Raw genomic sequence first — 20,778 nt, forward strand, 5'->3', positions numbered from 1 at the left:
GACGCATGAGCGTTGCCCGCTGTTTTGTTGTACTGACAGGATGTCTTTTGTTTATGCCCGCATTTAGTTTTTCTGCTTTCAAGCGTTTCACCCTCCTCGCCTTGTTCAGCTTCACTTCCGACGTTTATGCGCACTGTGATGGCTTTTGTATGGGCCGGACCGATACGCCGTGGGAGGTGACGCAGTTTTCCGGCTTCACCTTGGTGTCTTTAATCCTCGCGCCTATTTCGTCTAGCCAGGAAACGACCGACAGTCACAAGCGTGTTTACTCTGCTGAAGAACAGGAAGACGCGCGACTCTATCTCGCCAGCGACGGCATGCTGCAGGCCGCGTATTTCACATCAGCCTTGCAGCGCTACCGCCAGGAGTCGCCGGATTCAGCGTTAAACGATCTCGCCGTTGCGGCGTTGATCAGCGCTCAGTGATCAGGCGGCCGCAGCGGCGGTCCAGTTGACCCAGCCAAAGAGCCACGTTGCCAGAATCAACAAACCAAACGCGATCCGATACCAGGCGAACGCGGCGTAGCTGTGGTTGGCAATAAACTTGAGCAGGCCGCGTACGGCGATCATCGCGAAGATAAACGCGGTGACGAAGCCGAGGGCGAAGACTGGCAGGTCGTTGGGCTGGAACAGGTCGCGGTATTTGTAGCCGGAGTACACGGCGGCGCCGACCATGGTCGGCATGGCGAGGAAGAACGAGAACTCGGTGGCGGCTTTGCGCGACAGGCCGAAGAGCAGGCCGCCGATGATGGTCGAGCCGGAGCGTGAGGTGCCGGGAATCATCGCCAGGCATTGTACGAATCCGACTTTCAGTGCGTGGGACCAGCGCATGTCGTCGACGTGTTCGACGCTGATCACATGGCTGCGCTGTTCGGCCCACAGCATGATGATGCCGCCGACGACCAGTGCCACGGCGACGGTGATCGGGTTGAACAGGTATTCGTGGATGGCATCGGCGAACAATACACCCAAGACCACGGCGGGGAGAAAGGCGATCAGCAAGTTGAGGGTGAACCGTTGGGCATTACGTTCGGTGGGCAGGCCTTTGATGATGTCGAAGATCTTCGGTCGAAACTCCCAGACGACGGCAAGAATGGCACCCAGTTGAATAATGATGTTGAACGCCATGGCGCGTTCGCCGCCGAATTCCAGCAAGTCGGCGACGATGATCTGGTGGCCGGTACTCGAGATCGGCAAGAACTCGGTCAGGCCTTCTACCGCACCTAATATCAACACCTGGAAAAGGGTCCAGAAATCCATTAATCCTCCGTCAGAGCGCTCTTGATGAGCGACCGGGTAATAACACTCAGGGGTTGAGTATCTGCAGTGAGACCATTGACATACATAAACGCAAAAGTTCAGCAGCCACGAAGATTACGTCTTATTAAAAGACACACTCAAGCCATGTTAGTAATCGTCGGCTGACGAACTACGCAGAAAATATTTAGGCCTTCTTGCAGAAAAAAGTTGCTCTGCCAATAAAGTGTGATCAATATCACATTATTCCGAGATGGCCAGACAGTGGCAATTGGACATAGACAAAGCTATCGCATTCACCTCAAAATAGTGGCACCATTGCATATCGCCACCATCTAAGCAGTAGTTCACCCCTCCGAGAAAATCAACTAAAAGCTTGAAAAGCTGAATTATTGTTAGAAAACTCGCGAGACAAGTCTAAAATCCGCGCAAATGTTACCAATTGTCAGTCACAGATGAGAACCGGTGCTTTAACATCCCGATGTCAGCACTTAATTCGAGTCAATGCATGATGCTCTCAGGGAACTTAGCGACTAGAAGTCCGCGCCCGACAAACGACGAACCTGGTGTTCTTACTCTGGGTCGTACCCGTGGCGTGGCTGAACATTTCAAAGCGCTAGTCGCCCAGCATTTACGCAGTGATATGGCGCTCGAAGCCGATGCGTACACTAGTTCATATCAGTTGAATGAACAGTCTGGTTCGTATCGAGCCATCTTCCTGGTGATCGACAGCCCCCAGGCCCTCGAAGACAATCTGGCGCTGGTCGAAAACCTGCGCAGCGACAACTTGAAGCCGATCATTTGCGCGGTCATCACCGGTCGCGGCGCCTTCAACAAGATCAAATATTATCTGGCTGGCGCGGATGTTTGTATCAAGCTCAATACCCTTTCCGACGATGGCGCGGAGTTGCTGGGCGAGTTCTTCAACAGTGAAGAATGGCAACGCGATATCGATCTGACGCTTGACCCGACCCGTATCTGCCTGATGGGCACCAGCAAGAAACTCGATATCTCGTTTGCCGAAATGAAGATCCTCGAAGCCTTCGCGCAAACCAGTAATCACATCCTGAGCCATGATGAAATCGCCAGCATCATGGGCCTCAACAGCAATTTCTACGACCCTCGAGCGCTGGAAAAATCAATCAGTCGCTTGCGTGGAAAAATCAAGGACATGTATGGTACAAACGCGATTCAGAGCATTCGCGGCTATGGCTATCGCCTGCTGCGGGGTCTGATATCGACTGCCTGACTCTCGGGCAGCCTTCCCTTTTGCATACGTACGAAGGATCGTCTGATGCAACCATATAGCTCCCGTTCTGCTTCACGCCTGTTTCAAATCAAGCAATTGAATGAGCGCGACAACACGCCCCATAACAATAAAACTCCATAACATAGCAGCAGATCGAGTGGAATTTATCGAGGGCCAATCTTGGGCCCAGACCCTGCCTATCGATTACTTCCGAGGAAGTCATTGCTCGCCTGCCGATTTATCTTTTAGCCAATTTTGGTGTGTATTTAGGAGAGAGACATGGAAACTAGTACAACCCTCCCAAGGAAATATTTTGTTGTCGTGACTCACAGTACAACGTCGCAACGCGAACTGGAGAGCATGCTGTCCAGTGAACGTTTCAATTCGTTTGAAGGGGTTGATTCGCCCTCTTCCGCTCCAATGGTGATGGAGTTCACATATCCAGGCATCAGTCGCAAAAATGCTCCGCGCAGTATTGAACATGATACTCAGCGGATATTGGCCACGCTCGAGTCCGAATGGCGCGCAGCGCAATCGGCTAATCCTTTCCAGAATGTCCCGGCCATTACCGGGGAAACCCGCAACATGCCGCCTGCCGTTGAAGGTGATATGCCCGGCAATGAAACCTGGCATCTCGACCCTGATCAGGGCGCACTGGTCAAAGAAGGTGTCGAAATCAGCCTGACAGGCCTGGAAACAGCATTGGTCAGGAAAATGCTCAGCCATGAAGAGCGTGTTGTCAGTCGTGATGAGCTGATTCTCAGCATCGGCCGAGAGCCGGAACAATATCGCGGCCTGGAAATGTGCCTGAGTCGCCTGCAAGACAAATTCAAAAGCGCCAGTCATGGCGAACGACTGTTTCGTGCCGTCAGAAATCGCGGTTATTGCCTGATTCAGGAAATCGTCGCATAACCACGAAAATCTCCACGAACAGAACAAACAGATAAAAGTGCGATTACAAAAACAACAAGAGCACTCTGTTTGGTTTCATCTTCCTCCTTGATTTGAACACTCCCTGCCTCCACCCCTCCAACAGTAACAAATACAACATCATTTATTCACCCCTTCCTCTGCGACCTTTTCTAACACTCTTATATTTAATTATTAAAAAAGTTGGCACTGTGCCATCTTGTTAGAACTCGTCAGACACCATTCCCGGCAATAACTTAGTCTATTGACTGACGACAGTTCGGCATATCGATGTTGTTACCTCAGGACACTCGTTAGAACAAAAACAATAAGTCTGCATAACAACTCGGTTTTCAACTGTTGAAACCTGAATGGACGTCTTTTGGGGATACCGTATGGATCTTTCTTTAAGTATCAATCGAAGCACAGGCCTCAAGGGACTGACCTTTTGGGGCCAATGGGCGCTGGCACAGGGCTTTGTGGTGACGCTGCTGTTCATACTCGCCGAGCAGCACACCGGGACGGTCGCGTTTTACTACCGTATGTGTGCAACGCTGGCGGTACTGGCGTCGGTGCCGGCTTATACGTTTAGCGGTGTGTATCGCAAGCGTGACAATTACCTGACCGGTCTTGGTCGACTGTTTATGGGTTGGTCGATGACCATGGCGGCGCTGGCGTGCATCGCTTTTGTCTGCCAGGCCGATGAGCTGTTTTCGCGGCAGGTGATTCTGAGCTGGGCGGTGTATGGCTTCCTCGGTCAGGCGTTTCTTTACGCTCCGCTGCATGCGTTTTCCAAGTACTACCAGCGTTCGCGTAAAAGCGAACACAAGACGCTGATCGTCGGCACCGGCGAACTGGCGCTGGGCTTGGCGAAGAAGCTCAGCCAACTGGAAAATCTGCCGTTGGTAGGTCTGGTCAGCAATGGCGATGTGTCTGCTCTGGGTTCGGATGCACCGCGCGTTGTCGGCGATCAGGAACAATTGCTGGAGCTGATCGAAGCGCATGACATCCGTCGCTTGTACATCACCCTGCCGCTGTGTGAGGCCGCGAAAATCGAGGCGATTTATGGTGACTTGCTAGGAGCCAACGTTGATGTGGTGTGGGTGCCGGACTTGAACAGTCTGACCCTGCTCAATCACTCGGTGAGGGTTGTGGACGGCTTGCCGGCGATCTACTTGAACGAGAGCCCGCTGACCAGCCGCCCTACTGCTGCTTTGAGCAAGAGTCTGGTCGAGAAAACCGTGGCGTTTCTGGCGATCATTGCGCTGAGTCCGATACTGCTGATCATTGCGTTGGCGGTGAAGATCAACTCGCCCGGCCCGGTGTTCTTCAAGCAGGATCGTCATGGCTGGAACGGCAAGGTGATCAAGGTCTGGAAGTTCCGCTCGATGCGTGTTCACGATGACCGTGACGTGAAGCAGGCCAGCCGTAACGACTCGCGCATTACCCCGGTCGGGCGCTTTATCCGCCGCACTTCGCTGGATGAGTTGCCGCAACTGTTCAACGTGCTTCAGGGGCACATGGCTCTGGTCGGCCCTCGCCCGCACGCCGTCGCGCACAACAACTACTACTCGGGGAAAATCCTCGCGTACATGGCGCGTCACCGGATTAAACCGGGGATCACCGGTCTGGCTCAGATCAGCGGCTGCCGCGGTGAGACGGACACCCTCGACAAGATGCAGAAGCGTGTCGAGATTGACCTGCAATACATCAACAGCTGGTCGTTGTGGCTGGACCTGAAGATCCTGGTGAAGACGCCGTTTACGTTGCTGTCGAAGGATATTTACTGAGGTTTGAAGCTGCATACCGCAAGGGGACGAAAGTCCCCTTTTTTGTGCGTGGGATTTGGGGATGGAATCGGATCTTGGATGGATGCAAAAACTGTGGGAGCGAGCCTGCTCGCGAAAGCGGTGGGTCAGGTAACGGGGATGCTAACTGTGCCGACGCCTTCGCGAGCAGGCTCGCTCCCACAGGGATTTGTGGTTGGCTCAAGCCTTGTGGCTAGACACGTAACCTGTGGGAACTGGCTTGCCAGCGATGGCGGCGGGTCAGGCAACATCAAGGTTGCAAGTGCCGGCCTCATCGCTGGCAAGCCAGCTCCCACAGGGGATTTGTGCTTGGCTCAGGCCTTATGGCTAGACACATAACTGTGGGAGCTGGCTTGCCAGCGATAGCGGTGGGTCAGGCAACATCAATGTTGCAAGTACCGGCCTCATCGCTGGCAAGCCAGCTCCCACAGGGATTCGGGAATGGTTCGGGATTTGTGGTGTGACAAATAGCCAATGTGGGAGCGAGCTTGCTCGCGAAAGCGGAGGGTCAGGCAACAATGATGCTGGCTGTGCTGACGCCTTCGCGAGCAAGCTCGCTCCCACAGGTTTCAGAGGTGCTTCGGAGATCCGCGCTTACTCGGTGATCTTCTCGAAATTCCGATAAAACATGTCCCCTTCCCGGCTATCGGTCATCGAGTGCAGCTGATAGCTGCGGCTCAGTCGCGCACCACCGTCACGGGTCAGCGGGGCCCAGACCAGGTTGGCGCGGCGCATGGTCGACATGCTCATCATTTCGTCGAACGGGATCGACAGGTAGATGCCTTTGTCGAAACTACCTTCGCCATACTCCGCGCTGCCCGCCGTGGTGATCGTCGCCCATGCACCAAAGCGCACACCGTTGAAAAACTCGCGCGAGATGTCCAGCGTGCCGCCCCAATCCCCGGCCAGATAACGCCCGACACTGACAGCTGCCAGCGTATCGAACGGCAAATCGGTATACGCCGTGACATGCCCGGTCACCACCGAATAATCACGCAAGGCAAAACCCTGATCGAAATCACGCTGACGCACCCAGTTCAGATCCGCCCCCACCGACCAGCGCTCACCGGTCGGGCGGAACAACACTTCACCGCCGACACCGGCAAACATCGACTCCAGATAACCGCCATACACCATGCCATACCAGTCTTTATCCAGTTGCTCGGCATGGCTGACCTGGAACAACGGCATGGTGGTGTTGGACGTGGTCAGGTACTGACGCAAATCCGTGCGCACACGCGGCAGACCGCTCGGCGCGTCGTAGCTGAATTTGTCGAAGTTGTTGGCCAGGTTGGCACTGAGCAAGCCGCTCCACCAGGTGTTGCGATTGAAGCGGTATTCGGCGTCGGCATCAGCACTCAATTGATAGAGCAAGCCATCCGGACCGCCGACGTTCTGCTTGAAGCCCAGCCCCACGCCATAACTGAAATGCTGCGGCGCTTCGGTGTAGAGGGTCTTCTCGTTGTGCGGCATCGCCGGGTTGATCTCGGTGGTGCGGTGCAGCGATGCAAGTGGCTCTTCGTTGTTGATCACCTCGCGGAAGGTCTGGCGCGGCAAACTGGTTTCTTCCAACGGCAAGTCGTAGCGCTTGTTGACCACGGTGAACCAGTCGATGTCGTCGTTGACGCTATTGTCGAGAATCCGGCTCGCCCGGCCCACAGCCTTGGACGAATGGAAGTAACGCTGCTGCTCGCCATAGACGATCAGCTCGGAATCGCGCTGCACGATGCGCTCGACCTTGTAGCCGGCATTCTGCTGCAAACGCTGCGAGACGTTGGCCCAGTTGACCTGATCCATCGCCGTGGTCGGTGCCTTCGCCGGCAGCGGTTCCGGGGTCGGATCGTAAGTCTTCGCCGGTGCCTTGCGGCTGACAAAATTGGTGTGGAAGGTCACGCCGAACATTGCCGTATTACCGCGCTCCCACGCCGCGCTGACGTCGACCGAATCGGTGACTTTGAACACCGCGCCGAGGTTGATCGGCGAGTCCTGTTTGATCTCGTTGTCCTTCGGCTCGTGCTTGTAGTCGTTACCTTCGAATTCGAGTTTCAGGCTGAGGCGATCCCAAGGCGTCTGATAGCTCACGCCACCGAAGAACGACGGCCGACCACGAAAGTACGAACCCGAGTTGACGTCACCGGTGCCTTCGAGGGCCGGGCGGGTATCGAAGCGATCGCTGACGTAGCCCAACGGGTTGTCGATATCGCCACGGTTACCGAGGTAACCCCAGGCAATCCCGGCGCTGAAATCGAAGTTGTCGTAGCGCTTGTTGGCGACGAAAAACTCACTGGAGAACAAACCCGTACCGCCGACGTCTCGGAAGCCCAGCGCCACGTCGGGCAGCCAGTGACTCTCTTGCCACAGCCGGACTTTGACGTCGACCGCCTTGTCCTTATAGCTTTGACTGCCGCTGAGGGCCTCCGAGCCGTACGGCCGGTTGGTGATCGCGGTGTAGCGAAACGAGCCTTCGAGCCAGTCCAGCGGCTGCAACGACACGCTGTAGCGACTGTACGGATCAGTGCGGTTGGCGTTGACGCTCAACTCGCCGGCCGGGGCCATGCGCGCGGTCGGCGTCTGCAACAGACCGGTGCCACCGAAGTCATTCTGGGTAATGCGCGGCTCTGCAAGAGCCAAACCACACGGCAATAACAACACAGCTGCAAAACGTAACTTCAACGAACCACCTCGGCCAGCTGTGTGGCAATAAATTCAGCCAACTGCTGATTCAGCTCAGGGATAGGCGGATCAAGATCATCATTTTTCAACGGCACCAGAATCTTGCTGCCGGCCACGGGAAAGTGTCCGGACTCGCGATTCCAGTGGGCGATGCCGACACGTTGCGAAGCGCCGTTGGGCTGGATCAGCCACAGGTAATCGGCTTCGGCATCGCTCAGGATCGAACAGCCTTGCAAGTACTCGCGGGCCTCCTGCAACGGCTGATACGGCAAGTGGCACGGCTCGGCGACCGCGCCCAACACTTGCACTTCGTCGACGCGTTTCGGATAAACCAGACGATCACCGTCGTCGAGGCGAATGTTGCGCGCGAAGCCAACCTCCAACGCGACCGGATCGAGATCGGCAATCTGCCGTCCGGTCACCGGCATCTGCCGCACTTCTTCGGCAATACGCCGCGCCAGCGCCGCCCGACTCGGCCGGTCGAACAGCATCGACATGCGCTGCAGTACATCGAGATCAAACAGCACACCGACCTTGAGCCGCGTCTGCTCCTCAATCAGCGACTGCCGCAGCAAGCCGCCCGCCAGCCAGTAGCCTTCGGCATTCGGCACCGCTTCGCTGATCACATCGAGCAAACGCCCATTGGCTGGCAACGCGACCGGCCCGGGATGGGCGACATCGCCCGACACGGTGACGGCCGCCTGACTCACACTCGCGACCAGCATCAGGCCCGCCGACAACATTTTCAGGCGCATCACGGCAGGTGCCTGCGATCAGGGGTCAGTTGCACAAACTTGACGCGCAACTGCGACGTCAGTTGTTGCTCGCTCTGCAAGATGAACCCGTCACGCGGGTCGACCCAGTAACGATTGGTCGCGCTCAGGCCGATGGCCGGGGCGTCAATCTGCTCATCGACACGCAGCACGGTGTATTCCTTGTCGAGAATCTGCAGGGTCTGTTCCGAGCGGCGCGAGAAGCGGCTATTGACGATCACCCCGACTTCCTGGCCCTTGTAGAGGTCGATCCAGCGCCGCGTGGTGAAACCGTCCGCGACGTGATGCAGGCCTTGTTTGAACGGCGAGTCATCGGCCAGCCGCGTGCCATCCAGATCGCCTTCCAGACCGAGACCGATACTGCGAACGGCGAGGCCATTGCGCAGCAGCAGAACCTGTTTGCCCGAGGCGACCCAGAACTGCAGGTCTTCGCGTTCGCGCACCAGCGCCAGCACCCCGGAACCGGACGGCGTGGTCAGTTTCAGTTGCGGGTAATTGACCCCGGCCACTTCAGCCGCCGACACGTCGACTTCATCCGGGCCAACGACTGCCGCTTTAAGGTTGTTCAACGAAGCGCTCATCAGCGGGTTACAGCCGCACAGCAACGAGGCCGCCATCAGGCACAGGCCAACTTTCAAAATATTCAAAGTCGGCGGCCTTATTTGCTGTTGTTACTGTATTCGCTCCAGTTCTTCGCAGCGGAAGCGCCAGTGCCGACAATTGATGCCGACGGCACCAACTGGCTGATCAAGCGATTCCAGCGAGTCACGTTGGCAGGCCCGACGTACACCACGTCCTGCGGGCGGACTTCGAAGTGCGACGCGAGCGCCATGGCAGTCGGCGATTCAGCTTCCAACTGGTAGATCTTCGCCGGCTCGACATCGAGGTTTTCCACGCCACGAATGACGTACACCGCGTTGCCGTTGGAAGTGGTCTGGCTCAAGCCGCCGACCGAACCGAGCACGTCGGTGAGGTTCATCGTCGCGGTCTTGAAACTCAACGCGCGCGGCTGATTGACCTCGCCCATCACGTAAATGCGCTTGTTGTCGTTGTACGGCAGATACAGCTGATCGCCGCCCTTGAGGTAGACGTTCTGCAACTCGGCATCCTGCTGATTGAGCGAGTCGAGGTTGAGCGGATAAGTGCGGCCGTTGCGGGTCAGCAACAGCCCGGACAAATCGGCGTTGTTGGTATCGATACCGGCCGAACCGAGGGCTTCGACCACGCTCAGTGGATTGGTGGAAATCGCTTGCGGGCCGGCCTTGGCCACCGCGCCGGTGACCACGACTTTCTGGCTGGCGAAACGCAACACCGCGACATCGACTTGCGGCTCGGCGATGAACGCCGACAGCCGCTGTTCAATGTCCGAGCGCAGTTGCTGGATGGTCCGGCCGGTGGCCTGGACTTCCTTGATGAACGGGTAATACAGCGTGCCGTCGGAACGCACCAGTCGGCCGTTGGCATCGATCTGTTGTTGCGCGCCGGACGGGGCCGTCAGCTCAGGGTGATCCCACACCGTGATGTACAGAACATCGTTGTTGCCGATGCGGTATTCGGCCGGGGTCGCCAGCAGCTCCGGCGGTAGCGACTCACGCTTTTGCGTGGCGCGGTTCATGGCAATCAGCTTGGGCGTGATCGGAATCAGCTCGACCCGGCTGCTTTCGCTGGCGCCCTGGCGGGTGATGCTGCCGGTGCTGAGGTATTGACCGGGGGAAAACATGCAACCTTGCAAAGCGAGACTTGCCAACATTAAAAGATAAACACTACGAGTCATAATGGCACTACGCTATTCAAGGGCGAATCCAAAAACAAAGTCACCCGACTTACGTCGGGCGACCTTGTACTGCACTAACAGAACTTCCTGTTAGTTATGCGTGCCGGTGGTACCGGTGGTACCCGTCGTACCGGTGGTACCGCCGTTGGCACTGCCACCGCTGTTAGACGCCGCTACAGCACTGGCAACCATTGCAGTACTGGCTGCGGGCGCTTGAGAAGCCGCCACGTTGCCACCTACATTGGTTACCGCTGTCAGCGGTGCTTCAGCGGCGGCAGCCCAGTTGCTCAACATCGTCAACAGGGCAACTGCCATCACTTTTTTCATATCAACTCCTTTCTAACATTCGACCTGTTAAAAAACCGGCCTGAGTTAGCGGTGGTGAGTTCAAGTCCGCAAAAAGCGCGAACAAGATCCGTCGTTCTTTCACAGTCTTACCCAACTGATAAAAGTCGAACGGCAGGTTTATATCTACGGACTTGCAAAAGGCATTGCCAGTGTAATTTCCCGACGTTATCTAACAAGCTGACTGAAAATAACATTGGACTAAATGGCCATCATCCCAAGTAGCCTTTGGGGTGATTTGATTGCCAGCGCCAAGTGTCGGTGACCATGTCCTGCAAGTTGCGTGTGGCTTTCCAGCCCAGCTCTTGTGCAGCCTTGGAGGCGTCGGCCCAACTCTCGGCAATATCCCCGGAGCGGCGCGGCATCATCCGATACGGCACCGGTTGCCCGCAGGCCTGTTCGAAGGCGTGGAGCACTTGCAGCACGCTGTAGCCATCGCCCGTACCAAGGTTCCAGGTATGAATGCCGGTGCGTCCGGAGATCGACTGCAACGCCTTCAAATGGCCGTCCGCCAGATCGACGACGTGGATGTAATCGCGCACGCCAGTGCCGTCGACCGTCGGGTAGTCATTACCGAAAATCGACAGCTCTTGCAGGCTGCCGACCGCCACCTGACTGATGTACGGCACCAGATTATTCGGGATGCCGTTGGGGTCTTCGCCCATGTGGCCGCTATGGTGGGCGCCGATCGGATTGAAGTAGCGCAGCAAGGCGATGCTCCAGCGCGGCTCGGCCTGGCTGAGGTCTCGCAGGACATTCTCGACGATCAGCTTGGACTGGCCATAGGGATTGGTCGGATTGCCGGTAGGGAAATCCTCGCGGATCGGCATCTGTTCAGGCTCGCCATACACCGTGGCCGACGAACTGAACACGAGCCGGAACACCCCCGCCGCCGCCATCGCCTGGCACAGATTAATGCTGCCGCTGACGTTGGTTTCGTAGTACTCGAGCGGTTTGCGCACGCTCTCGCCGACCGCTTTCAGGCCGGCAAAATGCAGCACCGCCTCGATGTTGTGCTCGCGGAAAATCCGGTCGAGCAGTGCCCGGTCACAGACATCGCCGCGAATCATCCAGGCACTCTTGCCGCAAATGCCCTCAACGGCGTGCAACGCGGCTTCGCTGCTGTTACAAAGGTTATCCAGTACGACAACTTCATAACCTGCTTCAAGTAGAGCAAGTGTGGTGTGCGAACCGATATAGCCGGCGCCACCCGTTACCAGAATCTTCATAGTGCTATCCGTCTTTGGATGAGTGACAAGTAGCGTGTCAAGCCTGATTCGTTGAAGATGTGTCACACTCCACACAAACAGGCGACAACAACCGAAAACAAAACTAGTTCAATGACTGGCAATAAATATTTTTGCAGGTCACACTGTATTGCCCGCTACTTATTAGCACTCCCTGTGCACTCATCACTATCAACAGATACCGACTAAAAATAACTATAAAGCATTCGCCGACATCTCATAACATTGTCATGTTTTACCGGCCTAACTAATTGCCATTAACAACCTGACTCAGGTATTAAAGTAAGCCTTCAATCCAACATTGAAACTTACACGCCCTTTATTAGTGCGCGCATCCTTCGCCTGTGTTCCATGACTGTCCAGGATACTTTTATGATTCGTAAATGTTTGTTCCCCGCTGCCGGCTATGGCACGCGTTTCTTGCCGGCCACCAAAGCCATGCCGAAAGAGATGCTGCCGATCGTCAACAAGCCGTTGATCGAGTACGCCGTAGAGGAAGCGCGGGACGCCGGCCTGCAACACATGGCCATCGTCACCGGTCGTGGCAAGCGTGCGCTGGAAGACCATTTCGACATCAGCTACGAACTCGAACACCAGATCCGTGGCACCGAGAAAGAGAAATTTCTCGCCGGCACCCGCGAGCTGATCGATACCTGCACCTTCTCCTACACCCGTCAGGTGGAAATGAAAGGTCTGGGCCACGCGATTCTCAGCGGTCGTCCGCTGATCGGCGACGAACCCTTCGCCGTGGTGCTGGCCGATGACCTGTGCCTGAACCTGGAAGGTGACGGCGTGCTCACGCAGATGATTCAGCTGTACAAGAAATTCCGCTGCTCGATCGTCGCCATCCAGGAGGTCCCGGCCGACCAGACACACAAGTACGGCGTGATTGCCGGCGAACTGATGTCCGACGGCATTTACCGGGTCAACAACATGGTGGAAAAACCGGCGCCGCAAGACGCGCCGTCGAACCTGGCGATCATCGGCCGCTACATCCTCACCCCGGACATTTTCGACCTGATCGCCGACACCCAGCCGGGCAAGGGCGGCGAAATCCAGATCACCGACGCACTGATGAAACAGGCGCAGAACGGTTGCGTGCTGGCCTACAAGTTCAAAGGCCTGCGCTTTGACTGCGGTGATGCCGAGGGTTATTTGCAGGCCACCAATTTCTGCTACGAAAACGTTTATCTCAAGGGCCGCTGAGACGGCTCCCCCCACCCAACGAGGCCACCATGAACATTGCACAACATTCCGTAGAGATTGAACGCGAGGTGGGTAACCTCGGGGTGATGAGCTGGCTGTCACGCCATCAGCCGTTGCCCAGCGCCAACGAGTCCTGGCTGGGCACGATTCTGCTGGTGGAGCGGATCGGCGTATTTCCGGCGTCCGGCGATATTCGCCGGCCGCTGCGCGATCCGTATCCGCTGCTCGCGCATTTGAAAAAGCTGTATGGCGAGCAGGCGTTGGAGATGGATGACAGTGACGGGCTGAAAGTGATCTTCAGCGACTGGCGCTTCCGCGTGCGGATTTGCTGTAACGACCCGGCGATCATCATCAACGTTGAGACTCGATGCGATACGCGATTGATGCCGCAGAAGATTGCAGAGTTGTTGAGCCAGGTCGACAGTTTCACACCGGACGCCTGATCGTTCCCACGCTCCGCGTGGGAATGCCGCCCGGGACGCTCCGCGTCCCTTCGCTGAGTGACGCAGAGCGTCACAGGATGCATTCCCACGCGGAACGTGGGAACGATCATCGCGCCGGGGTTTGCGCGTTATTTCGTGGAGGCATCGCAGCGGTCCTTGGCGCCGGTAATCCATCCATAGAAGTAATCAGCAATCACCTTCCCGCCCGTGGCCGGCACCGGATGAATCTTGTCCGGGCCGATCATCGCCGCCGCGTAGCGCTTAACATCGGGGCCGAACGCGCATTGCAGGTTGGCATACCCCAGATGCTGCTCGCGCGCCCACGGTTCAAGCACCTGCGCGTACGCCGACATCGGATAGGCGCTGGAGCGTGTGGTGTCCTGACGCATGATCAGGTTGATGCTCGCCTGCGGTTGAATCTCACGCAGCATCCCCACCAGCCCCTGAACGTTCTGCAGATACTGCGCAGGCTTCACGCCAAAACCCTGATCATTGCCACCGAGCATGATCAGGTAAACGTCAGCGGGAATCTTCGACACAGCGGCCTTCCACTGCACCTGCCACTGCGGATCCTTGTGATAAAAATCTGCGGAGGCCGCCCCCGATGCCGCCAGTTTCGAGATCCGCACGCCGCTCTGATCGTTGCTCATCCACAGCCCGAACAACGTCGGCGCGCCCTTCACCACTTCCAGTTTGAAGGACCAGTCTTTCGCTGCCGAGAGGCCTGTCAGTGGCACTTCCTGAACGCCCGAACCCTCAAGCTTCAACGGTTGCCAGTCTTGCGCGGGAGACCAGCGGTAGCGGAGCTCGCTGGATTCGCCGTTACCCAGGTAAAGCAATTTCGCCTGAGTGACAGCGGTATCGATGCGCGGCGTCGGACTCGCATCCACTTGCAACCATGCGCCGGGCCGGCCTGTTACCGTGCGACTGTCCGGGCTCGCCTGGCCCAGGTCTGAAACCTTCCAGTCGCCGCCGAAGTACTTGTCACTGCTGCGGGTGTATTTGAAATGCGTGCCGCCCAACGCCGCGCCGTGGTTGAAACCGACGTAACCCGGCCCGGCAAAACCCACCTCCCCGGCCACGCGTTGCACCAGTTTGTTCAGGTAGAAATCCTGCCCGGCGCTGTAGCTGTCGCCGATCACCGAGACCGACAGCACCTTGCCGGCCTTGCCTTCACGCCACTGCGCAAAACGCTCACGGGCATCGCCCACCTGAACCACCGACGCCGCGACGGGTTGAGCGTCATCTACTGCCAACATGCAAAATTTCCTTCAGTCTGGAATGGCCCCTTCGCGAGCAAGCTCGCTCCCACAGTGGTTCTGCGACGTACACAAATCCCCCTGTAGGAGCTGCGGCACGCTGCGATCTTTTGCTGTTGCTTCTAAAGATCAAAAGATCGCAGCGTGCCGCAGCTCCTACAGGGGATCTCTATATCCACTGTGGGAGCGAGCCTGCTCGCGAAGCTTTTAGCTGCTTTGGGTTTGCACCACCGGAGTGACGGGCACCAACGGTTTCTTCTTCGCCGCCCGCTCGCCAAGGAACAACACCGAAGTGAAATTGAACCGGCTGAAAACCATCGACAACACCACTGGCCCCAACAAACCAAAGCTCAAGCCACCCAGCACCAGCAGGCTTTCATCCTTCACTCCCAACCGGCCGAGTACAACCCGCGACGTCGCGGCGAACAGCACATGGAACAGGAAAATCGCATAGGAATAACCGCCCAACCAGGTCAGCGCCTTCGAGCGCACATCACTCGACAGCAACGCGATGCAAGACACGCACCCCACGGTCAACCCGATCAGACTGCGGCGATCGACGATCAACTCACGATCAATCGCCGCCACATACAGCAACGTCAGCGAGATCAACACAAACACCAACGGCCCGATCACCTTCAACCGCTGCTTCAACGCGTCGACGTTCTCCTGGCCAATCATCCCCGCCACGAAAAACGGCAACAGATAAATCGCGCCGTTAATCCCAAACGCATCGAACTTGAACGGCGGCAACAGAAACAACAGAGCCGCAAACGCAAACAACCCATACAACCGCGTCGCCGAGCGCAGCATCCCGCGCCACTCCAGCAGCCCGACGAACATGAAAATAATGAACACCGCCTGCAGGAACCAGAAGTGATTGATCGGCACCCAGAACGACAACAACGCGTCGATCACGCCGACATCCTTGTTCACCCCCGGTCCCACCGCCTGCAACACCGAGAACGGCACGCCGACGCAAAACAGCGGCACGATCAAACGACGCACCTTGCCGCTGAAGAACGCGGAAAAGTCGTTGCCACGAATTTTGTAGATCGAATAGATGTACCCGGAGATGAACGTGAACAGCGGCATGCGCACATACACCATCGAATCGGCGAGCACCCGGAACGGCGAGCCGATGTCGATCTTCAGCCCGCCACCCAGCGGCCCGATGACGTGATAGAGCACCAGCAACAGGCACGCCAGGCCACGCAGGGTTTCAATCTCCAGGGACTTTTTCTTGCTCGACATAAAGCACCTGCCTCAATTCAGAATTCGTGATTCAACCTGCACCGGTTTGTTCGCCCGCAGCATCAAGCCCAGGCCGACAAACAACACCGGCACCACCATCGAGAAGTGCCGGGCGAAGGAGCCAAAGTCCGGCTCGAACAAACCCTGCACCAGCAGAAACGCCAGCGGGATCGCGATCAGTTCCTTGGGTTTGGTCTGGATCGGCGCGCCTTTGTAATCGGTCGAGGTGATGACTTTGAACAGCAGCAACGCGGTCATGATCATCAACGCAACAAAGATCACCTGCCCCGGCCCGGACAGCAGAATCAGCTCCACCGGGAACGACAAGCGGAAGAAGATGATCATCGAGTCCAGCGCCTGCGAAACGAAATCACTGCCCGTGAGCCACGAGACAATCAACGACTTCGAACCCTCCTCGCCTGCCGTGCGCAACTCGTTGTTGCTGGCGCGAATCGACGACACCGGAAACCCAAGCGCGAGCTGAATCGACATGGCCACGGCAAGGTAGAACAGGAACAGCATCAGAAAGAAGGTCGTGCGCGACACGTACTTTTTCATCACGCAGACGCCGACCCACGACAGCGAAAACAGAATCCAGTAAGGCCGGATCAGCACGCCGTAGATCACCGCCGAGAGAAAGAATCCGCCGCGATATTTGCGCGTCAGCGAGCTGAGCAAAATGCTCAACACCGCCACCGACACGATGATTTCCTTGGTCAGATTCTCAAGGAAAAACGAGCGAACAATGCCCCACAGACACAGCGTGCCGAAGATCGCCAACGGCATGCGCCGAAACACCACCACCGGAATCGCTGTGAGGAAAAAGTTGCAGAACATGCCGTAGGCCCAGGCATTGGTCAGGTTGATCCCGGTGGGCCGCAGCAGGAACGCCGAACACTCGTAGGACGAGCGATCCGGCGAGAACGGGTTCCAGAAATTGCAGTTGTCGGCACGGGCGTAAGACGACCACAAGGTCATCGCATCCGGGCCCGGATCACGGGGGATCAGCAGTGGCATCGCCACCGACAGAAACAACCCGGTGAAGAGGATCAGGAACGACACATACGAATCGAGTCGCCTGCCACGAAACTCGATGCACGGCAGTTTCAAGCCCATGACAATGCGGCCTTTTTCGCCTGGGTCGCACGGGTCAGCGCAGCAATCACCACAAGCTGCACAATGATCGCGAAGACGTTGCCCCACGCCGCGCCGTAAATCGAGTAATGCTTGATCAGCAGATAGCTGACCGGCACTGACACCAGCAGGCAAATCGCCGCACTGGCCAGCGACACCCGACTGTTTTTCGAGGCAATCAAACCGCCCCAGACAATGTCGCCAATCGCGCGCAAGGCGAAGGAAAAAATCAGCACACCGAGAATGGCGTTGTCCGGACGCGGCACGCTGGTGGCGACGTAATCAAGCACAACGTTGAAAAACACATAGATCGCCACCGCCACCGCAGCCGAGACCACGAGCGAGCGCATGACCCACTTGTTGATGAACAGTTGCTTGACCGTGAACGCCTGCTGATCGGCCTGAAAACGCTTGGCCAGCACTGGAATCCCGACCACCGCCACCACCGCGTATGACAACGCCTGCAAGGTGTTCGCCGCCGACCACGCGTACACGTATTGACCCAGTTTGGCGTACGGTTCGAGGTCGGCGATCAGAAAACGCTCGGCGTACTGACTCAACGCGATCAACCCGGTGCCGAGGTAAAACGGTAATCCCGCTTTCCACACAGTGGCGGTGGCCAGTGTCCCGGCTTCTCGGCCGTGATGAACGTTCACCACGATCAAGTAACCGGCGATGATCACCAGCACGTTGGCGGCCACCCACAGCCACAACACACTCGCGATTCCCGAGACCCACCCAAGCATCATCCCGCCCACGGCCAACACGGCCCACAGGCCGGTCTTGATGAAAAACAGCAGCGCGCCCGCCGTGGCTTTCTGCGCGGAAAACACGAACGAGTTGATCTCGAACGACAGGTGTTCAGTGAGCAACACCAGCGTCACACAAAGGATCAGCGCGGCAGTCGCTTCAACTGTCTGGAACAGTGAATAAATCAGTACCGTCACCACCGACAGCACCAGCCCCACCGCCAGATACAGCAGCAGGACTTTATCGACCACGCGGCGCGAACTGCCACCGACGCTGATCAAGCGATTGATTTCGGAACTGAAACCGACACTGTAAAACTTCGACGCAATCAGCGATGCAGCGACCACCACGCCGTAAAAACCCAGCGCCTCATACCCGAGGTAGTGGGTGATCGCCAACACCAGCAAAAACTTCGCGCCCAAGGCTCCGCCGCGAAGCAGCAGCCGAAATATCATCGAACGACACCCTTGATGATCTCGTCCATGGCCACGGTTTTCGCTTCGATTTCACGGCAGGTGTCGGTCAGGCGTTTACCGAAATTCGACAGCGCATTCGGCGCGTAAACCGTGTCAATAATCGTGTCGACGTTGATGTCGCCACCGTTGATCACCCAGTCTTCCACGCCCATGTCCTGATAGGCGCCAAAGCCTTTGCGTTCATAGCTGATGTGGTACGCCGGCACGCCGGAAAGCAGCGATTCGATGGCGCCGTGCAAGCGCACGGAAATCACCAGGTCCGGCTGATATTTGGCGATCGTCGCTTTCAACGACAACAAATCTTCGGTGATGCCCAGTTCGCGATAGAACGCACCGTCATCGTTACCACGCACGGCGCTCTGTACGGCGCAAACCACTTTGCTTTTGTTCTTCAGGCGCTGCAGCAGCAACTTCAGGTTGGCCACATAAGCGACTTTCTTTTCCTTGCTCCACTCCGGCGGCTTGCGCAGTACCACGCAAACCGTGGCCGGCGACGATGCGCAGCGAGTGAATTTCGCTTGCTGGAGGATTTTGCTCGCCAGCGACTGTACCGCCAGATCCGGCGCGCGGTAGACGTTGGCGCAGGCATCGAAAATCGCCGAAGAGCGGTTGTCGCGGACGAACACCGCGTCGGCACTGGCGTAGTGCTCGACGATCTTGCTGCTCTCGCCGTGGAACGGGCCGATGCTTTGCGGCAGGTACACCGACGGCACTTTGCTGAGGATCGCGGTTTCCAGTTGCTTGGCGTGGCCGAGCTTCAACTTGATGTGCTCGAAAGCACTTTTCGAACGCATGTAGCCGCCGCCGACGCCAACGATCAGATCGGTTTTCTTCAGCAGGTCAGCCAGTCCTGCGTAAGACTGATTGAGAAACACCGCTTGCTTGACTCGCCCCAAGCCCTTGGCCGCCATCACCGGCGCGTCGAAACGCGGGTGCGGCAAGTAGCTGAAAGAATCCGGATCGGACGCGACGACACTGATCGCGGTGTCTTCACCAAAGTTGCGCTGCACCAGCGCGATGGCCAGATCGACGAGCAGACCGTCACCGGAGTTGGACGCACTGTAGCCATGCAAAATCGTTACGTTCATATGCTTGAGTTCTACTTAAAAAGTGGGAGCGCGATACAGGTCGTAAGTCTGGCGAATCATCAACGCGGCGCTGAAACGCTCGCGGACGATGCTCCGTCCTTCGTTGCCGAGGTCGAGCAAGCGTGGCTTCTGGATGATCGTCAGCACATCGGCCAGCGCCTGGTGATCACCGGACGGGAAGACGTAGCCGGAGACTTCATTGGTGACCAGTTCAGGCAGCGACGTGCAGTTGCTGGCGATCACCGGCAAGCCCATGGCCATGCCTTCCAGAGGCACCATGGCGAAACCTTCCCAGCGGCTCGGCACAATCAGCGCATCGGCTTTCTGGTACAGCGCCTGCACCTCGCTCGGCGTGACCCATGGCAAATATTCAACGGCGTCCATCGGTGGGCATTCCACCGTATCCTCGTTGACCGCACTGCCAACAACGGTCAGTTTCAGGTCGTTGCGCTGCACTTTGGCGAAGGCCTTGAGCAACACGTCGAAACCTTTCTGGTAATCGAGACGGCCAACGAAGAGCAGATGAATCGGCTCGGGACTTGCCGCTTTCGGCGCGTCGTCCTTACGGTGAATGCCGTTGTAGATCAGCTTCATGCGCTTGCGCTCGATGCCGAACCGCGCGGCTTTATCGAGCTCGTACTGGCTGACGCAGATGATCACGTCGGTGACTTTCTGCAGCACCCGCTCGATCCACGCATAGACTTTCTGCTTGGTCGGCGAGCTCTCCATCAGGAACGAAAATGCGTGCGGGCAGTAGACGATTTTCGGCTTGCGCCACGGTCGCAACAGCACACACACGCACCGGCCGATCACCCCGGAAAAAGTGCTGTGCAAATGCACCACGTCGGGTTTTTCCTTGAGCATCACCTGAGTCAGGCGCCAGGCGAAACGCAGCAACGACGGCACATTGCGCCCGGTGCGGGGAAAGGTGCGGATCTGCTGCGCGCCGATGCCGTGCAACTCTTTGGCCTGATCCTCCGGGACCAGATACACCAGCTCGTAGTTCGCCGCATCGCCTTCAGGCGAAGCCGAAATCGTCCGGATCACCGTCGCGACGCCACCTTTGATCGTCTCTGCCACGTGCAGTATTTTTTTCACAAATCACCCACTTCAAACAGGAAAAAACAGTCGCTG

General features: G+C 57.2%; 19 protein-coding genes. 6 read left to right on the top strand and 13 right to left on the bottom strand.

Translation table 11 applies throughout. The features are described 5' to 3' along the window. Positions 1-5 precede the first annotated feature (5 nt). Positions 6-425, top strand: a complete 420-nt coding sequence (locus tag ACIF4X_RS13000; protein ID WP_397482429.1) for a DUF2388 domain-containing protein — start codon at positions 6-8, stop codon at positions 423-425. Here ACIF4X_RS13000 and ACIF4X_RS13005 read toward each other — a convergent pair whose 3' ends face one another. Further along, entirely contained in the window at positions 426-1,259 is an 834-nt protein-coding gene (locus ACIF4X_RS13005) for an undecaprenyl-diphosphate phosphatase (protein WP_099756770.1), read from the bottom strand. Between the two features lie 505 nt (positions 1,260-1,764). Here ACIF4X_RS13005 and ACIF4X_RS13010 point away from each other — a divergent pair. From ACIF4X_RS13010 to ACIF4X_RS13020, 3 genes are all read left to right on the top strand, one after another. Further along, positions 1,765-2,505 carry a winged helix-turn-helix domain-containing protein gene (locus ACIF4X_RS13010; RefSeq protein WP_397482430.1) on the top strand — a complete coding sequence of 247 codons (741 nt, stop codon included), beginning with the start codon at positions 1,765-1,767 and terminating at the stop codon, positions 2,503-2,505. Between the two features lie 279 nt (positions 2,506-2,784). Further along, positions 2,785-3,417: a winged helix-turn-helix domain-containing protein gene (locus tag ACIF4X_RS13015; protein WP_095114323.1), complete on the top strand. Its 633-nt coding sequence runs from the start codon at positions 2,785-2,787 to the stop codon at positions 3,415-3,417. A 392-nt stretch (positions 3,418-3,809) separates the two neighbouring features. After that, positions 3,810-5,204: an undecaprenyl-phosphate glucose phosphotransferase gene (locus ACIF4X_RS13020; RefSeq protein ID WP_397482431.1), complete on the top strand. Its 1,395-nt coding sequence runs from the start codon at positions 3,810-3,812 to the stop codon at positions 5,202-5,204. Between the two features lie 612 nt (positions 5,205-5,816). Here ACIF4X_RS13020 and ACIF4X_RS13025 read toward each other — a convergent pair. From ACIF4X_RS13025 to galE, 6 genes are all read right to left on the bottom strand, one after another. Further along, a complete protein-coding gene (locus ACIF4X_RS13025) occupies positions 5,817-7,895 on the bottom strand; it encodes a YjbH domain-containing protein (protein ID WP_397482432.1) in 2,079 nt (692 codons plus the stop codon). Beyond that, complete coding sequence (locus ACIF4X_RS13030) at positions 7,892-8,650, bottom strand: capsule biosynthesis GfcC family protein (protein WP_397482458.1); 759 nt, start codon at positions 8,648-8,650, stop codon at positions 7,892-7,894. Before ACIF4X_RS13030 ends, ACIF4X_RS13025 begins: the two co-directional genes overlap by 4 nt. After that, entirely contained in the window at positions 8,650-9,315 is a 666-nt protein-coding gene (locus tag ACIF4X_RS13035) for a YjbF family lipoprotein (protein ID WP_397482433.1), read from the bottom strand. Before ACIF4X_RS13035 ends, ACIF4X_RS13030 begins: the two co-directional genes overlap by 1 nt. Before the next feature lie 11 nt (positions 9,316-9,326). Next, positions 9,327-10,388, bottom strand: a complete 1,062-nt coding sequence (locus ACIF4X_RS13040) for a polysaccharide biosynthesis/export family protein (RefSeq protein ID WP_397482434.1) — start codon at positions 10,386-10,388, stop codon at positions 9,327-9,329. 144 nt (positions 10,389-10,532) lie between these two features. Then, positions 10,533-10,769, bottom strand: coding sequence for a hypothetical protein (locus ACIF4X_RS13045; protein ID WP_007910552.1), 237 nt, complete (start codon positions 10,767-10,769; stop codon positions 10,533-10,535). A 230-nt stretch (positions 10,770-10,999) separates the two neighbouring features. After that, positions 11,000-12,016: a UDP-glucose 4-epimerase GalE gene (galE, locus tag ACIF4X_RS13050; RefSeq protein WP_397482435.1), complete on the bottom strand. Its 1,017-nt coding sequence runs from the start codon at positions 12,014-12,016 to the stop codon at positions 11,000-11,002. A gap of 390 nt (positions 12,017-12,406) precedes the next feature. Here galE and galU point away from each other — a divergent pair, with 390 nt between their 5' ends. Continuing rightward, positions 12,407-13,240 carry a UTP--glucose-1-phosphate uridylyltransferase GalU gene (galU, locus tag ACIF4X_RS13055; protein ID WP_064117882.1) on the top strand — a complete coding sequence of 278 codons (834 nt, stop codon included), beginning with the start codon at positions 12,407-12,409 and terminating at the stop codon, positions 13,238-13,240. Between the two features lie 29 nt (positions 13,241-13,269). Further along, positions 13,270-13,683, top strand: a complete 414-nt coding sequence (locus ACIF4X_RS13060) for a mannose-1-phosphate guanylyltransferase (RefSeq protein WP_397482436.1) — start codon at positions 13,270-13,272, stop codon at positions 13,681-13,683. A gap of 128 nt (positions 13,684-13,811) precedes the next feature. Here ACIF4X_RS13060 and ACIF4X_RS13065 read toward each other — a convergent pair whose 3' ends face one another. The 6 genes from ACIF4X_RS13065 to ACIF4X_RS13090 form a co-directional block, all read right to left on the bottom strand. Beyond that, positions 13,812-14,942, bottom strand: coding sequence for an SGNH/GDSL hydrolase family protein (locus ACIF4X_RS13065; RefSeq protein WP_397482437.1), 1,131 nt, complete (start codon positions 14,940-14,942; stop codon positions 13,812-13,814). A 207-nt stretch (positions 14,943-15,149) separates the two neighbouring features. Next, a complete protein-coding gene (locus ACIF4X_RS13070; protein ID WP_397482438.1) occupies positions 15,150-16,196 on the bottom strand; it encodes an acyltransferase family protein in 1,047 nt (348 codons plus the stop codon). A gap of 12 nt (positions 16,197-16,208) precedes the next feature. Then, on the bottom strand, positions 16,209-17,312 hold the full coding sequence (locus ACIF4X_RS13075; protein ID WP_397482439.1) for a hypothetical protein: 1,104 nt from the start codon (positions 17,310-17,312) through the stop codon (positions 16,209-16,211). Beyond that, on the bottom strand, positions 17,303-18,535 hold the full coding sequence (locus ACIF4X_RS13080; RefSeq protein ID WP_397482440.1) for a polysaccharide biosynthesis C-terminal domain-containing protein: 1,233 nt from the start codon (positions 18,533-18,535) through the stop codon (positions 17,303-17,305). The genes ACIF4X_RS13075 and ACIF4X_RS13080 overlap by 10 nt, the downstream gene beginning before the upstream one ends. Continuing rightward, positions 18,532-19,644 (bottom strand): polysaccharide pyruvyl transferase family protein, encoded by a 1,113-nt coding sequence (locus ACIF4X_RS13085; RefSeq protein ID WP_034156412.1) that lies wholly within the window; start codon positions 19,642-19,644, stop codon positions 18,532-18,534. Before ACIF4X_RS13085 ends, ACIF4X_RS13080 begins: the two co-directional genes overlap by 4 nt. Positions 19,645-19,659: 15 nt before the next feature. After that, complete coding sequence (locus tag ACIF4X_RS13090; protein ID WP_397482441.1) at positions 19,660-20,742, bottom strand: glycosyltransferase family 4 protein; 1,083 nt, start codon at positions 20,740-20,742, stop codon at positions 19,660-19,662. Between the last annotated feature and the right edge of the window lie 36 nt (positions 20,743-20,778).

This window comes from Pseudomonas sp. NPDC085632, from assembly GCF_044541255.1.
Lineage (GTDB): Bacteria > Pseudomonadota > Gammaproteobacteria > Pseudomonadales > Pseudomonadaceae > Aquipseudomonas.

Excerpts from the sequence above, each read along its gene's own strand:
- ACIF4X_RS13070 (WP_397482438.1), bottom strand. The coding sequence starts at position 16,196 with ATGTCGAGCAAGAAAAAGTCCCTGGAGATTGAAACCCTGCGTGGCCTG.
- ACIF4X_RS13010 (WP_397482430.1), top strand. The coding sequence starts at position 1,765 with ATGATGCTCTCAGGGAACTTAGCGACTAGAAGTCCGCGCCCGACAAAC.
- ACIF4X_RS13075 (WP_397482439.1), bottom strand. The coding sequence starts at position 17,312 with ATGGGCTTGAAACTGCCGTGCATCGAGTTTCGTGGCAGGCGACTCGAT.
- galE (WP_397482435.1), bottom strand. The coding sequence starts at position 12,016 with ATGAAGATTCTGGTAACGGGTGGCGCCGGCTATATCGGTTCGCACACC.
- ACIF4X_RS13005 (WP_099756770.1), bottom strand. The coding sequence starts at position 1,259 with ATGGATTTCTGGACCCTTTTCCAGGTGTTGATATTAGGTGCGGTAGAA.
- ACIF4X_RS13030 (WP_397482458.1), bottom strand. The coding sequence starts at position 8,650 with ATGCGCCTGAAAATGTTGTCGGCGGGCCTGATGCTGGTCGCGAGTGTG.
- ACIF4X_RS13085 (WP_034156412.1), bottom strand. The coding sequence starts at position 19,644 with ATGAACGTAACGATTTTGCATGGCTACAGTGCGTCCAACTCCGGTGAC.
- ACIF4X_RS13015 (WP_095114323.1), top strand. The coding sequence starts at position 2,785 with ATGGAAACTAGTACAACCCTCCCAAGGAAATATTTTGTTGTCGTGACT.
- ACIF4X_RS13020 (WP_397482431.1), top strand. The coding sequence starts at position 3,810 with ATGGATCTTTCTTTAAGTATCAATCGAAGCACAGGCCTCAAGGGACTG.
- ACIF4X_RS13060 (WP_397482436.1), top strand. The coding sequence starts at position 13,270 with ATGAACATTGCACAACATTCCGTAGAGATTGAACGCGAGGTGGGTAAC.
- ACIF4X_RS13045 (WP_007910552.1), bottom strand. The coding sequence starts at position 10,769 with ATGAAAAAAGTGATGGCAGTTGCCCTGTTGACGATGTTGAGCAACTGG.
- ACIF4X_RS13065 (WP_397482437.1), bottom strand. The coding sequence starts at position 14,942 with ATGTTGGCAGTAGATGACGCTCAACCCGTCGCGGCGTCGGTGGTTCAG.
- ACIF4X_RS13040 (WP_397482434.1), bottom strand. The coding sequence starts at position 10,388 with ATGTTTTCCCCCGGTCAATACCTCAGCACCGGCAGCATCACCCGCCAG.
- ACIF4X_RS13000 (WP_397482429.1), top strand. The coding sequence starts at position 6 with ATGAGCGTTGCCCGCTGTTTTGTTGTACTGACAGGATGTCTTTTGTTT.
- ACIF4X_RS13080 (WP_397482440.1), bottom strand. The coding sequence starts at position 18,535 with ATGATATTTCGGCTGCTGCTTCGCGGCGGAGCCTTGGGCGCGAAGTTT.
- galU (WP_064117882.1), top strand. The coding sequence starts at position 12,407 with ATGATTCGTAAATGTTTGTTCCCCGCTGCCGGCTATGGCACGCGTTTC.